Consider the following 14679-nt stretch of genomic DNA (forward strand, 5'->3'; position numbering starts at 1 on the left):
ATGGCAGCTATGACGAAACGTTCTTATGGACACGTGACGGGCGATCGACCTTCGTTGGATCCGTTGACCCTCATCTGGGCGGGCTCGGCACTGTCAACCCGCTAAACGTAGATCTAGTGCGGATCGCGCTGGCTGTTTTCGGTGCCGACAGATCAGTGCTCCGTGAAGGCCGTGGATCGAGCTGGAACGCGCGCGACTTCGAAATCACTATCGAAGTGAACGATCCCGCCGCCTGGACCTCGCACGCGCAGCAACTCAGTAAGTTGGTCGGATTCCTATCTGGCGATCGATGGGTTTTTCAGTTTATGCAAGCCACAGCGCCCGAGGAGGATGTCCTCCCTCTCGACGAGCAACATTTCGACCGTACGTTACTCCTCAGTGGGGGCGCCGACTCGGCTGCTGGCGCCCTGCTATCAGCGATAGAGCTTGGTGGAGGTAAATCCCACGCTTTAGTCTCTCAGTTCAGCTCCACCGCACTCGCGCCTCTTCAGCAGAATATCGTGTCCTCAGTTGGAGGATTTGCGCCGGGAGTACGGCAAGTTCATCACCAATTCAGACTTCACCGTGGCTCTAAACGCCTTGATGGGACTGCATTTAGAGATGAGCCCTCCAGTCGATCGCGTTCGCTGTTATTCCTCGCCCTTGGACTTGCCGTGGCTGAACGGGCGAATTCGAAATTATGGATTCCCGAGAACGGGTTCGCGTCACTTAACCCTCCTCTCGGAGCTGATCGTCGCGGCAGCCTATCTACGCACACCACCCACCCCAGGTTCCTTCGTGGATTGAGTGAATTGATGCGAAGCGTGGGAGGTTGCGGGGAAATTGAAAATCCCTTTGAGGGCCTCACCAAAGGGGAGATGTTTCAACGGGTCGCAGATGCGGTCGGTGCCGACGCAGCGTCGGCCTATTTGTCTGCAACCAACTCTTGCTCACACACGGATGCGCGCTACAGCGGTGCGCCAGCAGGCTCCTCTTGCGGAGTGTGCTTTGGCTGCCTTGTCAGAAAGTCATCATTCACTGCCTCAGGAGTGGCGGACAAGACTACCTACCTCGTCGATGACACTAGCGGTCAGTTCAGCGCATTCATCAAGCAGAAGTCCATCGTGGAACCGATGCGCGACTTCGCACGTCGCGGCATCCGTCCACGCGACGTGATGATCATGTCGTTGCCCCAGGATTATGCCGCAAAGGACGCTCTTATGCTCTGCCAGCGGGGAGTGGAAGAACTCAGGAGTCTCCTCGGATGACCAGATCGCTTCCCCCGCTTGATCTTCACGCGCATATTAGCCCCAAGACCGCTGCTACCGACCTTGAGCGACTAGGTGCCGTCGTCTTTGCCGCCACTAGGACACTCGACGAATATGAGAGCGTCAAGGACCGGAACGATCGAGTCACCATCTGGGGGGTGGGTTGTCACCCTGGCATCCCCGAAGCACAAAGCGCCTACGATGCGTCCAAGTTCACAGAACTCATATCCTCTACTGCGTATATCAGTGAGGTTGGACTTGATGGTCGATCCAGAGTGCCGATGGCGGACCAAGATAGAGTTTTCCGGTCGATCCTGACACATCTTCAGCAAACCCCAAAAATTCTGTCCGTCCATAGCTCAGGTGCTACGGGACGAACGCTTGAAGCCTTGGAAACCACGAGAGTCAAGGGTGCAGTACTCCACTGGTGGCGAGGCACTAAAGCACAGACGAAACGAGCCCTCGATATTGGTTGCCGATTCTCCGTCAACGCCGCCAACATGCAGCACGCAACGGATCTACTAATGATCCCAATGAGTCGGATCCTAATCGAGACAGATCATCCATCTGGAAACCGTGGCTCTTCCTCTCCCAGACAGCCTGGCTCTATCGTTGATGTCGAAGCAGCGCTGGCCACGCTGCATGGAACAACCGCGGAAACGATTCGCCGAGAGACTTGGGTGAACTTTGCCCATCTGGTAGATGAGGTAGCCGTTGAAGCATTGCTTCCAAATCCTGTTCAACGCATGCTATCTGTCGCACGGAACTGATCTAGATCCTCACAAAGTATGATCCTTCGGAGCCGTTTGGCAGAGAAATTCGAACAGCGTCGTAGCTACAACCGACTTGCTTGGCAATCACACAGGTCATTGTTTGTGCTCCGGAGCCGAAGGGCCTCCTTTCCTTGGGCAAGATTCGAGCCGCCTTCTTGCCGAGTGTTAACCCGCGAGGCGTGGCACATACGCCGTGCTGGCTAAATAGGCGCAGCAAGGTTGACTCAGCGATGGCATGATCGCGAGCGAGGGCCCAATGTGACTTCGGTGCAGCGGACCCAGACCGGTAGGCCTCAGGAATAGAGGGCCCGGAGCACGCCGTCGACCACGAGCCGTAGCTCGAGCGGCTCGACGGCATCCGGCGCAGCCTCCTGCACGCCTTGATTGATGGCCGACCAAAAGGCCGCATCCGTGTCGCACTGCGCCGGCCGACGGATGAACCAGGCGTAGCAGCGCGGTAGCGGCGGAACACCGGCGGCCGCCAGGTACGTGTCGATGTCATCGTCGATGGATGCCAGGTCGTCATCGCTGAGCAAACTCGGTTGCCGCACGACGATGCCGTCGGTCATGACGAGCACCTCGGTATGTCGATGACGCACTGCCGCCGGCGCACGACAGGTATTCGCTGGTCCCGCCACCCAGGCGATGAGCGCACCCCACCCGTTCGCGGTGGCCTCAGTCCACCCTTCGAGCCGTGCACTCTCCCGCACCTGATTCCACGCCTGTTCCGTCACTGATCTAGTCTGGCCCAGGGATTGTCACTCTCCAGGGATCGGCTCACCTGACTTCGACGGGTTGAAGTGGCTCCACCTAAGAAGCGATGACTCACTATGCCACCGGCTTGGTGTGATCCGATTTCAGCAGCGGCGCGCTGATCAACGACCAATTCTCGGAGCTGATGCTGCCGACAAAGAACTGGCCCATCAGTACGGCACAGTTCGGGCAGGTGAAGGCGCTGTAGGACTCGCCCACCGCCTTGCTCGGGCGGAGTTTTATCATGGCTTTGGGGACGTCGGCTCCGCTCTCCCGGATCCACTGGTCCACAGCCCGGTGGACATCAGGATGGTTCTCGTAGCGTTTCGGGCCCACAGTTACTTTCACATCGAGGTGAGGTGCTGATGTCCACTGTTGCCCGGGAGTTGTTCCTACGGCGTTCCACATGGCTATGTCAACGCAGGTGGGACCCACGGGGGCGGTCTAAGCGAGACCCACTTTGCAGAGTGATCGGGGGCTTGAGTGGAGATCACTTCCGAAGCCTGGTTTGAGTCCACCCACCGCTCTCGCACCGACTTACCGGTGGATCATTCGCAGTTTCATTTGAGCCACCCCCACCGTTGGGTATGGGAGGGTGAGGGGGTTTGGGGGTGAGGTTCACTGCAGCAGCCCCATCCGTCGAGAAGGGTTCACTGCGGACCTCGCCGTTGACATGATGGCCACGCTTCTGTTTTCAAGTCGCGCGAAGCATGCTGGGGTACTGGCAAGGGAGGCGGAGGCGACGTGGAACAGCACGACAGTGGAGGCGCGGCAGACGCGGTTGATCGGATCAAGGCCTATGCTCGGGGCATCTTTAAGGCGACGGCGGTGGCGTACTCGCTGATGGATCTCGAGTACGTGATCCTCGACGTTAATCCGGCGTTCGTCGAGCTCGTGGGGATTTCCGCTACTGATCTCGTTGGGCGCCAGGCATTCGAGGTGTTCGCCGAGAACCCGTCACAGGCGGAGCAGGAACCGGCCCGGGTCATGCGCGAATCGCTCGAACGCGTGAAGAAAACCGGGCAGAGGGACAGCCTGCTCCTCCACCGTTTCGACATCCCTGACCCTGGGCACCCCGGCGCGTTTCTGGAGCGGTATTGGAGCCCGGTCAATAGCCCTGTCCTGGACGACGAGGGTCACGTGGTCGCTCTTTTGCAGGAGGTGCACGACGTCACCGAGCACCGCGAGGATCTCGTCCGTCTTCTGGCCTACCTCGGTGCTGATCCGGACGCGTCCGACGCGGACCGGAAACGGCGCTTCACCGAGTACTCGGCGGCGACCATGGTGACGTCCAGTCTCTATCGCTCCGCGCGCAAGGAAGTGGAGCAACTGCAGGAAGCCATGAGCTCCCGGGCTGGCATCGAGCAGGCCAAGGGCATTCTCATGACTCAGCACCACTGCACCAGCGCAGAGGCGTTCCTCCGGCTGCAGAAAATGTCCAACGACACCCACGTCAAGCTGAAGGACGTCGCAACCGCCATCATCTACCAGGTGACAGCACCGCACCGCGGCGAATAGCCGCCACGCATTTCCCGCGGCGTGTCCTTGGACAGACCCGGCTCCCCTGCAGGCAAGGGCACTAACCCATGCAGGTACCCATCAACATTCCACCCGCTGTCGGTCCGGGACTGTCCGAAAAACGGTTTCGCTAGGTTCGCTAGATTCGCGGGGTGTCGTAGGAGCAGGCCGCCCTGGGGGGTTGGGGCAGGTCGTCGATCAGTTCGTTCAGGGCCATAGCGATGAGGTCCCGGTCCATGGCTGGTAGTTGATACATGCCGTGCAGGTACGCGTCGAGCTCAAACTCACGTACGTTGCCAGTCATGCCGAAGTACTTCCACCAGATGGCTTCCGTGGTGATGTCCGCGTCGCGGGCTGCGAGGAGGATGCTGAGTCGTTGGGTTTCTTCATTCATGGGGCTGCCCGCCTAGGCGCCTATAACCGGGGAATGAACTATGTCCATGTCCCTGAGGAGAACACCTCTGGGGAACCGGAAAAGCCCCAGCGGACACCGCTGATCCTTCAGGGTAGCCCGCGCTTTTGGCTGGTGTCCGTCCGGGATACGTCACATCAGGGTGAAGCCAACCTTCTTGCTTTTTCCGCTCGTGGCGCGCATCCCAGACCTGATTCGGACCCTGTCCATGATCTTGGGCTCACCCGCCACTGAGGGTCCATGAGCGGGTGTTCCTATTCATGTTGATGCCGGGTCTGAGCGAGGCGGTAGGAATCGGTGCCGGTTTCGATAATCGTGCTGTTGAAGGTCAACCGGTCCACGATCGCCGCGCAAAGCCTGGGATCGGTGAAGGTCTTCGTCCAGCCGGAGAAGGACTCATTGGAGGCGATCGCGATCGAGTTGTTCTCCTCTCGTTCGGTGAGGACCTGGAAGAGAAGCTCGGCGCCGCGCCGGTCGAGTTCCATGTAGCCGAGTTCATCGATCATGAGCAGGTCCACCCGGCCGTAGCGGGCGATGGTGCGGGCGAGCATCTTCTCGTCGGCGGCTTCGACGAGTTCGTTCACGAGGCGCGTGGCGAGGGTGTATTTGACCCTGAAGCCTTTCTCGGCCGCGGCGGTGCCGAGGCCGATGAGGAGGTGGCTTTTGCCGGTGCCTGAGTCACCGATGAGGCAGAGTGGTTGCCCGCGGCGGACCCACTCTCCGGTGGCCAGGGTGTTGATGGTGGCGGGGTTGATGTTTGGGTTGGCGGTGAAGTCGAAATCCCCCAGCCATTTGTCTCGTGGGAATCCTGCGGCTTTGACTCGTCGAACCGATGAGCGCCGATCGCGGTCGTCACACTCGGCCAGCAGCAGTTCGGCAAGGAATCCTTGATAGCTCAGTTGCTCCTTCTGTGCTGCCGTGGTGGCTTCATCGACGACGGCGCGGATCGTTGGAAGGCGGAGTCTGCGGCAGGCCTGATCGATCGCTGCGCTGGCGGCTTCTTCGGTGAGGCCCCGCCGCCGTCGCAGGGTCGTGGTGATGCTGGTCGTGGTGGTCATGATGCTGTTCCCTTCTGAGCTGCGTCACTGATGGTGTTAGTGATTGCGGGTTCTGCTCTTTCGGGCAGGCGCAGCAGTTGGTCGTACGCGGCAACTGACGGCAATGGCCGTGTGTCGACCGGCAGGCCGGCGATGACCGCGGCCGGGTCCGCGAGACGGCGTTGAGTAAGGCTGACAACCCGTCGCTCGGGACCACGAGCTTGTTCACCACGATGACGGTCCAAACCGGACCCACCCAGGGACTCGTCTGCAAATCCACCGAGGGTTTGATGCCGGCGGGCCTCGACCGCGACGACGTCGGCGGTGACCGCTCCGACTGTCAGTGCTGCGGTGATCCCCGCAATGACGTCCTGGTCTGCCATTGACCGGTGCAGGAGGAGAACATCGATCAGGGCGAGGGTGCCGCCGGCGTCCCCGTCGGTTTTGCGGGCCGCGGCCCAGAACGCTTCATGGGCGGAGGTGAAGGTCCCGGATGCTCGTGCGTGGGCCAGAGCGGTTGACCCTGGTAAGGCGCCTGGTTTGTGCTGGAGGACCTCGAGGTAATGATCCAGGTTCACGCTCTGCCCGTGCTGCGTCACCACCCGAGGGTGCCTGGCAATCTCGGCGCGACCGTCGAAGATGACGACTTCGGACGCGCGAAGGAACACCCGTACCGGGCGTCCGATGAGCCCGGCCGGAACGGAGTAGGACGCCATCCGAACTCGGACAAGGCTTGAGCGGTTCACCCTCGGTGTCAGTGTCAAACCCGGTTCGAACCGTTCCGCGGTGATCGGTGCGAGCAGGGATCGTTCGAGGGCGAAGTCCTGGGCGACAGTATGAAGACGGTTACCGATACGGCGGTCCTCGTCATCGATGTCCCACTGCCTGATCTGCGCATTGAGCTCGGCAAGGAAATCGACGACGGGCATCGGGGACAGGTGGGTGCGACGGAACCGACCAACCTCCCCCTCCACGCCGCCTTTCTCGTGGGCACCCTCAATCCCGGGCTGGCAGTAGAAAGCGTCGAAGCCGTAGTGGGACCGGAACAACAGCCACCGCTGGTTCTCGGTCCGCTGCCTACCGGTACCGTAGATGACTTTCACGACCGCGTCGGTGAGATTGTCATATCTGATGTGTCGGGTCGGGATGCCGCCAATGTCCTCGAACGCATCGATGTGGCCTTCGAGAAACGCTTCCTGCGCCTGGGTCGAAAAAACCCTGTGGATGGCTTTGCCGGACCTGGACAGGCGGAAGGTGAACATATGGCACTTCGTCTTCACCCCGGCCAGCACCACCCAGACCTCCCCGAAGTCGACCTCCGCCTCCGCCCCCGGCGCGTGTTCCTGCGGGACGAACACCTCCAACAGCCGGCCGGCTTCCGCGTCGATCTCCGGACGGCGTTTGCGAACATAGTCACGGACCGTGGAATAGGACAGCTCCCTCGCCCCGTGCTCATCAGCGAGGCGAGCGAAGACACGTCTGGCGGTATGGCGCTGCTTGCGGGGATTCTCGAGGTCCCGCCGGAGCATCACGTCGATCGCGGGCTTGAACATCTCCAACCGGGGCGCTGTCCGCACCCGCGGCTTGCGCGGTGGTGGTTCCGCCTGCCCAAGGGCCTGCCTGACGGTTGGCCGGCCGACACCATGACGCCTTGCCAGCTCCCTGATCGACAGGCCCTCCACGCGTGCATCACGCCGGATCCGCGCAAAAACTTCCACCCGAGACTCCATTCGAACCTCCACCTTGAGCAACGAAAAAGCGTTCTCACAACGGTGAGGCTGGGTCCGGCTTAGACTGCCCGCGACACCCAGAAACAGCCGAACTGGGTCCCGCTTAGATTGCCCAGGTGGGTACGAACAAAGCTGCCATAGTCATCCACACGAGCATCGGCCGGTCACACTTCCAGCAAGGCGTCGTGGTCGCCCACACAAAAGGCCCTGTCGTGGTGTGCACAGTGTGTGCCCCGAAACGTGTCTCAGGGGAAGTGCTGAGGCGGTTGGTGTCAGCGCGGCGCTGTTCTATCCGCTGCAGATTCTCTGTAAGTGCTTTCAGTTCCGCTGCAGCTCGGCGTGCCGCAGCGTCAGCAGCTTTGCGTTGTTGGTCCGGGCTTCCTTTGCTCCAATGGGACCCAGTCATTAGGAGCTGATTCACGAAGTGACCCAGGGTGCCCTCGGCGGGGTGAAAGTTTTGCCTGATCTGAAGGTCCATTAGCGCGGAAGGATTGCTTGGCACCTCGGAGCTCTTACCGAATCCTGTGACCACTACCGGCACTTCGAAGGGGCTGTACTCGAGATGCCTAGGGATCAACCAGACACAGAACACTCGGCTGTCCCAGTACCGCTGGGTGCGATGCAGGTAGTCATCCATGGTCTGGGACGACAGCTGCACTTCGAAAGCGACCCTGTACCGCTGGTCGTCGGATTCGGCGAGGACATCAATGATCCATTCGCGGGACGGGTGTGGATATTCGACGACCGCATGCCAACCGGACACGTTGTCTATGTGCTCGGCTAACGCGACCTTCATCGCCAAGTGCTGAGCGCTCTCGCCTCCGTGTTCCACACCGCACTCAGCCAAGCGGAAGTGGGCAAAGAATTGAGTGTTGCTCCGAGCCTTAGCGATAGCACGGGCACCACACCCAGGCATCGCCAGGCGCCGGCGATCTTCAGACTGCTGGAGATCCCGCCACGACTCAGGGGTGTATTGATCGGCACGCAGCCGGTTCCCGTCAAGTAGCGCTACCAACTGCATGTGTTCCCCCAACCACAAAAGGCTCCGGTTCAGCTTCCGTACAAGCCTTTATGGTGCACCAAATGGATAGGATAACCACTGATTTGACCGCGTCGGTTCGTGTCGATCACCCGATTCCCGGCGTTTTTGATTACTGATCCAACCTAAACCGGGGACTGCCAGCCTCAGAAAGTAGCTCCCTGCTCTACGGTGGGTGCATGACGCTTTCCGGGTACGACAAGTCCGAACCATACTGGCTGATCAGAATGAGACAGGCCGCCCTGCAGCGCCCAAGAACTCGTTTCGTCAAGATTCGCTGGACAGAACTGCAGCAGTTACTGCGCGAACGAGATGCTCTGTGGCAAGCAGCCACCCCATCTACCCGCAAAACACTCCTGGATCTACAGAAAAAGGATGATTACGGGTACCTCGGGGCGCATGAACTGAAGGCATGGCAGGAATGGCGCGACCAAGAAACTCCCAGCAGCACCCCGCAAGATGACTGATCGCGCACAGGAAGCATAGAGTCAGTGGTTGGGGTTCATCGATTCATGTCAAACATTCAGGAGTAAGACGATGGCGCAGCGTGTGCAAGTCCAGCTGGTAGACGACTTTAATGGTGAGGAAGCACAAGAGACTGTTCGCTTTGGCCTCGACGGCTCGGAGTATGAAATTGATTTGACCACCGAGAACGCCTCTGAGCTGCGTTCCGCGCTGTCGCAGTACGTGGATGTGGCTCGTAAGGCCTCTGGTGGCCGTAGGGGTCAGGGTGGGCAGCGAGGCAACTCGATGAGTCGTACGAAGCGCGACGAGGTACAGAAGATTCGTCAATGGGCACAAGACAACGGCCACAACCCGAGTTCTCGAGGCCGAGTATCTCAGGCGATCGTGGACGCATACAACGAAGCTCAGAAGTAGGTACGCGTCAGCCTCATGCAAACGGAACTGGAGCTAGACGCCGCCGGCACCGCGGAGATGAAACATTCCTGAGCTATCGAGCTAGTCGGGCCAGACAACATGTTCTCCAATTGCCGACAGAAACCCTTCGTACTCTTTGCCGCTTAGCTCCCCGCGTGCTGCTGCCCGACCGATCGAGTCCCTTCGTGTCCATAGGAACGGGCCGCCTGGGGGTTGAGGAATCGAGTAGATCGTCATGTCCAGGCCCGCGAGCTGCTCCACCACATCGTGCCGCGGTGCTGGCCCTGGTTGAGCGACCAGGTCCGCGATCTCCTTGAGGGCGGACTCCCAATCCTCATGGGACATCGGAATAGCTTGCGCTTCATGTGAACGGGCGCGAGGTTGACTGCCTGTGAGCATGAACCTCAGGGGGTTCATACCTCCGCCCTCTATGCGGTTGAGGCAGAACCGCTGATCGGCTGCCCGCTCGGTGCGTTCCTCGACGGCGTAGGGGTTGCGCCTGCGAGCCGCGAAGATGCGAGTGTTGTCGAGCGCGCGAAGCTCATCGACCGGGAAGATGGATTCGTAAGGGCTTCCCCATAGGAGACGATCGAAGCCCTTTCTCGCACTCCAGTGTTGCCTGATGCGCTTCCGGATGTTTTCGGATTCGCCGATGTAGAACTGCTTGTAGTCATCAAAGACCATGATGTAGGCGCCCGGTACTTCGTCCCAGTCCTGCAGGGCCTCGACGGGTTTGAATGTGCGGCCCTTGTCCAGAACATGCTGCAGCGCCTGCTCGAACTCGGTTGCGTCGAGCGATTCGAAGTACTGCATTGACAGGTCAAAGTTCACCAGGGCTCGGTCTCGCTGAACGAGTAGGTAGGTATCGGAGTGTTCGGTGTGCTCCTCGTCGCGGTACGCCCAAGCGGTGTGGTTCCACGTGTCCTCCCCGACATCCTCGCGGTAGTACTTCTGGTGCGGGGATCTATTTGGATACGCATACAAATCGCGGGTCATCCGATGACCAAACATCGATTTACGTAGGGTCTGCCCGAAGTGCGTAGGCGCCGGCTCACGTGGCATGGTTCTACTCCTGCTCGTCCGTCAGTCTTTGTGCGATTTTGTTGGTGCATTCTGAAGTGATCTGGCACCGATGCTGGCGAGCAGGAAGGCCAGGACGAGTAGCAGAGCGAGACCGGCAAGCTCAATACGCCAATGATGCTGCCGAGACCGATGCAGGTCCACGAAAGGTAGCGGGGGGTGAGGTAATCCTCTTCCTCGTCCCACATGGTTTAGCTCCCAGCTGTCAGATAGAAAGGGGCGGGTACACCTGCGTCCTGTCCTACGCCTCGGTGAAGGCGTCCGGCTCCACCGGTGCAAGATCGTAACCGAGCGGGATGTCCGGTCGTGGCATTGGCCGTAGTTCCTCGGTGAGGAACAGCATGTAGTAGACGGTGGTGAGTCTTCCCCTGCCGCCGTTCTCGTTGACCCCGGTCATCGCTCCACCGTGATAGCTGTGGGAAGCCCACTCGTCTCCGAGAATCGCGTACAGCCACGCGTCGGTCTCTTCCACGGATAGCGGCAGCCGGGTCCGCATGACGCGGTGATGCCCTGCCATGGAGATGGTGACCTTATAGCCGGCCAGCCCTGGTGTCTCCTCAATGTAGGACAGCGCAGAGCGGTCCGCGCCGAAGGTCAGCTCCGCAAACTTATCTGAGACTGACCTGAACGGACCGACATTCAGCGGCGGGTGATCGCCGTAGGGACGATTCGCGTTGAACACATTCTCATCAAGCATGAAGGCTCGCCTGAACTGTTCGAGCTTGTCGCGATGCTTCCGCTCGATGGTCCTGCGAAGGTCTTGTGTAGGCATTTCAGTAATCTACGTTCTGCTTCCTACGTTCTCAGAGGCGCCGGCGCATAACAACGCCTCCTGCCCACGGTAATAGTGGAAACTGATCGCGGGTCCGGTGTGGCTCTCTGCCCACATGACGTGGCCCCTAGGGTTCCTGTCCTTCACCTGACTTGTCCGCCGGCCCCGCGATCGCTTCACGTGCCGGCGGGTATGGCCTCATAGGAGCCTGACCAGATCCCCTTACCGTATTGCCTGCCCGTTCAGGTTACGTGGAGACCTACCTCCGTCGAAAGGCAGACATGTCAGATCCTGAAGTGCAGGCAAACCGCGTTGTCATTGGTGTCGACACACACGCTGATACCCACCACGTCGCCATTGTCACCGAATACGGCAAACCTCTCGCTGACCAAGCGTTTCCGACAACGGCGGCGGGTTACCGGGAGGCCCTGCGGTTCATCACCGGATTCGGTGAGGTCTTGCAGGTCGGGATGGAAGGCACCGGCACCTACGGGGCTGCCCTGACAAAGGTCCTGCAGGGCGAGGGGATCCCCGTGATTGAGGTGAACAGACCCGACCGTCAGCAGCGCCGGCTCAAGGGCAAGACAGATCCTCTCGATGCATATCGGGCAGACCAATCAGTCATCACAGGCAGGAGTACCGCCGTCCCGAAGGCCAAGGATGGGCCCGTCGAATGCCTACGTGTCCTACGCGCATCAAGAGCGTCTGCGATGAAGTCTCGCAGCGCGGCGATCAACCAGATCAGGGGTTTGCTGATCTCCGCACCAGAGGCGTTACGGGCCAAGTACCAGGGCATGCCCACGGCGACGATGATCGGCGTCATAGCTCGGTCTCGCCCGTCCGGACACCTGGCCGATCCCTCCTTTGTCACGGCACGAGTCCTCAAAGCGTTGGCGGTCCGGTACCAGCACCTGAGCGAGGAGATCAGCGAAGCTACCGCCCAGCTGCAGGACATCCTGCAGTCCTATGCACCGATGCTGCAGGAACTCACCGGCGTCGGCCCTGATATCGCATCCCAGTTACTCATCACCCTCGGGGACAACCACGACCGGGTAAGGAACGAAGCCCAATTCGCGGCCCTCACCGGCGTCGCCCCGGTCCCCGCCTCGTCGGGTAAGACCAGTCGTCACAGACTTAGCCGTGGCGGGGACAGACAAGCCAACTGCGCGCTGCACCACATCGTCCTGGTGCGCATGAACATCGACCCCAGAACAAAGGACTACGTCACCAAACGCACCGAGGAAGGCAAGAGCAAACGGGAGATCATGCGGTGCTTGAAGCGCTACGTCGCCCGCGAGATCTACCGGCAACTCACCAACCCCGTCCCGGCCCCGACTATCGCGGACCTACGACCTCTCCGCCACGAGCTGGGCATCACGCTGCAGGAAGCGGCCAGTGGCCTTGGTGAGTGGCCGTCGACGCTCTCGCGACTCGAGCGGGGCCGCACCCGCAACGATCACCTCCTCCTGCGTTATCGGGCCTGGCTCTATGACCAGAAGACGATACCGGCGCCTCTGCCCACACCTGGGGACAGTTCTGATGGGTTATCCACCGCTACGACGGTTGGGGAGCTACCCGAATGGCTCCCTGAGTTGAGCCGAACTGACCCCAGCCATGGACAGCTCCTGTGGTCGGCTATAGGGCAATGCTGGCGGTACCTATCGGGAAGTCGGACACCGTTTCCGAGCTCTTGACACTTATAGGAGCGTCAGGGGCACGGCACAAGCTCCCCCACGCTCCGCTGCTTGTCCCGCACACATATGCACAGCAGGAACCAGGGGCCCGCCTGCACACAACCACCACGTCACCAACACGGATAACTCACCTCGAGCGAGCGGTGACCGTGCACAGCCTCACGAGGTTGCGACAGTGAAGCTGCCAGAGCTTCTGATAACTCCCTACTTGTCGCCGTACCGCTCCTCCAGGACTGGCCAGAGGATGCTCTCAATCAACTTCTGCTGCGAGATTTCCTCAATCTCAGCCGCCCGCCGCAGGAGCTCAAGCTGGGACTTACTAACGCGGATATTCGCCCCACTCGTCTTCGGCTCCTTGTTCCGGCGCTTCCACGCCGGCAAATCCTGCCCGGCCTCGGGCTGCCGAGCAGAACGGGCTTCCCGCTCGGGCGGATTGGGCTGTTCAGCCTTCGCCGCAAATTCCTCCGCTGCTCGCTCCTGCTGCGGGGTACTACGCTGTCTCACCTTCACCACGCCAAGATCTCCTCTGCCAGTCGCTGAATCTCGTTCTTCGCCTTACTGTCTCGCATCTCGACCACGCCGAGGCCCTCAGCAAGCGCCTCCTTGTATGCATTGCGCTCGTGCAGTCGAGCCGATGCCAGACGAATTTCCGGAAACTCCGCCAGGTACTCCTTTGCCTGGTTGGCTGCCTTAGAGAAGGTGTTTGTTGGAACTCGATTCAGCACTGCCAGGACTTTGAGCTCCGGGTTGATGTCCCGGGCCTCCTCAATGACCTTTGTCAGCTGCTCCGTAACATCCAGTGCCGGTTGTGTCGGCTCAATTGGAGCAAGAAGCATGTCCGCCGTTGTCATGGCAGTGCGCATCTCGCGTGAGTCCTTCCCCGGCGCATCAACGATGACGACCCCGTACCTCTCCCCTAAGTCTGTGAGGGTCTGCCTTAAGTTTCCGGTCTTCTGCAGTGTCTGCACTGGCACTCCCCCCGCCTCCTCCCGATCCCTGGCCCAGTTGGTCGACGTGTGAACCGTTGGGTCAGCCTCGAGAATGAATGGGTCCATGTTGCGTCTCTGAAACTCGACGGCAAGGTTGACGGCGATAGTGCTTTTGCCGACACCGCCCTTGTGATGCGCGATCAAGAGGATCATGTCCAGCACTCCCTGAAACTGTTTGTAGCACTCTGGTAGTGCTTTAGTACTACTTCAATAGCACTATGGTAGTGCGCGTATGAGCCTACCAGCACAAGGCTCACCTAGGAACTACTACTGGGTAGTATCCCACCGCTTTGGTAGCAATTTGGTAGTGCCCCACTACTGATCTGGTAGCACTTTGGTAGTGCCTGCACTGTCTACGGACGCATGAGGCTCATGGACGGGCTACTAGCAACCCTACTACCACGTTAGTAGTAACTTGGTAGTACTACGCTACTTATCTGGTAGCACTATGGTAGTGTGGTTTGGAATCTACGGGTCCATAAAGCTCATGGACGGACCACCGGGGCATCACTTGCGATAAGGTAGCGGTCAGGTAGTACTTCACTACTAGTTTGATAGCACTGTGGTAGTGGTAGCGCTTACCTACCGGCGCACAAAAAGCCCACGAATGGACTGCTGGTAACTCAAGTACTACTACTACTACTCTGGTAGTGGTCTGGTAGTACTACTGCAAGGTGGTGGTACCAGTTTCTGATCAAGGCATAACCTCGATCGCGGGGAAGTGACAGGAATGCGCGGATCGCCCATCCCTGATGT

The 14679-nt window shown here is 59.8% G+C and carries 16 protein-coding genes; 6 read left to right on the plus strand and 10 right to left on the minus strand.

Annotated features, from left to right (window positions below; translation table 11 throughout):
- Window positions 1-116: 116 nt before the first annotated feature.
- Both ACX80U_RS17635 and ACX80U_RS17640 read left to right on the plus strand, forming a co-directional pair.
- Window positions 117-1247: a hypothetical protein gene (locus ACX80U_RS17635; RefSeq protein WP_459269389.1), complete on the plus strand. Its 1131-nt coding sequence runs from the start codon at window positions 117-119 to the stop codon at window positions 1245-1247.
- Window positions 1244-2017: a TatD family hydrolase gene (locus ACX80U_RS17640; protein WP_133083232.1), complete on the plus strand. Its 774-nt coding sequence runs from the start codon at window positions 1244-1246 to the stop codon at window positions 2015-2017. The genes ACX80U_RS17635 and ACX80U_RS17640 overlap by 4 nt, the downstream gene beginning before the upstream one ends.
- 296 nt (window positions 2018-2313) lie before the next feature.
- Here ACX80U_RS17640 and ACX80U_RS17645 read toward each other — a convergent pair whose 3' ends face one another.
- Both ACX80U_RS17645 and ACX80U_RS17650 read right to left on the minus strand, forming a co-directional pair.
- Window positions 2314-2754 (minus strand): DUF5956 family protein, encoded by a 441-nt coding sequence (locus ACX80U_RS17645; protein WP_459269390.1) that lies wholly within the window; start codon window positions 2752-2754, stop codon window positions 2314-2316.
- Window positions 2755-2848: 94 nt separating this feature from the next.
- Window positions 2849-3109, minus strand: coding sequence for a hypothetical protein (locus ACX80U_RS17650; protein WP_133083230.1), 261 nt, complete (start codon window positions 3107-3109; stop codon window positions 2849-2851).
- Window positions 3110-3517: 408 nt separating this feature from the next.
- Between ACX80U_RS17650 and ACX80U_RS17655 the strand changes: the two genes are divergently transcribed.
- On the plus strand, window positions 3518-4291 hold the full coding sequence (locus ACX80U_RS17655) for an ANTAR domain-containing protein (RefSeq protein ID WP_133083229.1): 774 nt from the start codon (window positions 3518-3520) through the stop codon (window positions 4289-4291).
- 139 nt (window positions 4292-4430) lie between these two features.
- On the opposite strand, the gene ACX80U_RS17660 is transcribed toward ACX80U_RS17655, so the two are convergent.
- The 4 genes from ACX80U_RS17660 to ACX80U_RS17675 form a co-directional block, all read right to left on the minus strand.
- Window positions 4431-4685, minus strand: coding sequence for a hypothetical protein (locus tag ACX80U_RS17660; protein ID WP_133083228.1), 255 nt, complete (start codon window positions 4683-4685; stop codon window positions 4431-4433).
- Window positions 4686-4957: 272 nt separating this feature from the next.
- A complete protein-coding gene (gene istB, locus ACX80U_RS17665) occupies window positions 4958-5761 on the minus strand; it encodes an IS21-like element helper ATPase IstB (protein WP_133083227.1) in 804 nt (267 codons plus the stop codon).
- Complete coding sequence (gene istA, locus ACX80U_RS17670) at window positions 5758-7470, minus strand: IS21 family transposase (protein WP_133083244.1); 1713 nt, start codon at window positions 7468-7470, stop codon at window positions 5758-5760. The genes istB and istA overlap by 4 nt, the downstream gene beginning before the upstream one ends.
- A gap of 103 nt (window positions 7471-7573) precedes the next feature.
- Complete coding sequence (locus tag ACX80U_RS17675; RefSeq protein ID WP_133083226.1) at window positions 7574-8491, minus strand: competence protein CoiA family protein; 918 nt, start codon at window positions 8489-8491, stop codon at window positions 7574-7576.
- Between the two features lie 197 nt (window positions 8492-8688).
- On the opposite strand from ACX80U_RS17675, the gene ACX80U_RS17680 reads away from it, so the two are divergent.
- Entirely contained in the window at window positions 8689-8976 is a 288-nt protein-coding gene (locus ACX80U_RS17680) for a hypothetical protein (RefSeq protein WP_133083225.1), read from the plus strand.
- 70 nt (window positions 8977-9046) lie between these two features.
- Complete coding sequence (locus tag ACX80U_RS17685) at window positions 9047-9388, plus strand: Lsr2 dimerization domain-containing protein (RefSeq protein ID WP_133083224.1); 342 nt, start codon at window positions 9047-9049, stop codon at window positions 9386-9388.
- 81 nt (window positions 9389-9469) lie between these two features.
- Here the strand turns inward: ACX80U_RS17685 and ACX80U_RS17690 are convergent, their stop codons facing one another.
- The gene (locus tag ACX80U_RS17690) at window positions 9470-10384 is read right to left on the minus strand and encodes a GIY-YIG nuclease family protein (protein ID WP_459269391.1); all 915 of its coding nucleotides are present in this window, start codon (window positions 10382-10384) and stop codon (window positions 9470-9472) included.
- Between the two features lie 325 nt (window positions 10385-10709).
- Window positions 10710-11240 (minus strand): hypothetical protein, encoded by a 531-nt coding sequence (locus tag ACX80U_RS17695; protein ID WP_133083222.1) that lies wholly within the window; start codon window positions 11238-11240, stop codon window positions 10710-10712.
- A gap of 281 nt (window positions 11241-11521) precedes the next feature.
- Here ACX80U_RS17695 and ACX80U_RS17700 point away from each other — a divergent pair, with 281 nt between their 5' ends.
- Complete coding sequence (locus ACX80U_RS17700) at window positions 11522-12934, plus strand: IS110 family RNA-guided transposase (RefSeq protein WP_459269392.1); 1413 nt, start codon at window positions 11522-11524, stop codon at window positions 12932-12934.
- Between the two features lie 204 nt (window positions 12935-13138).
- Here ACX80U_RS17700 and ACX80U_RS17705 read toward each other — a convergent pair whose 3' ends face one another.
- Both ACX80U_RS17705 and ACX80U_RS17710 read right to left on the minus strand, forming a co-directional pair.
- Window positions 13139-13447, minus strand: coding sequence for a hypothetical protein (locus ACX80U_RS17705; protein ID WP_133083221.1), 309 nt, complete (start codon window positions 13445-13447; stop codon window positions 13139-13141).
- The gene (locus tag ACX80U_RS17710; RefSeq protein ID WP_133083220.1) at window positions 13441-14076 is read right to left on the minus strand and encodes an AAA family ATPase; all 636 of its coding nucleotides are present in this window, start codon (window positions 14074-14076) and stop codon (window positions 13441-13443) included. The genes ACX80U_RS17705 and ACX80U_RS17710 overlap by 7 nt, the downstream gene beginning before the upstream one ends.
- Between the last annotated feature and the right edge of the window lie 603 nt (window positions 14077-14679).

Source organism: Arthrobacter sp. TmT3-37 (assembly GCF_054510835.1).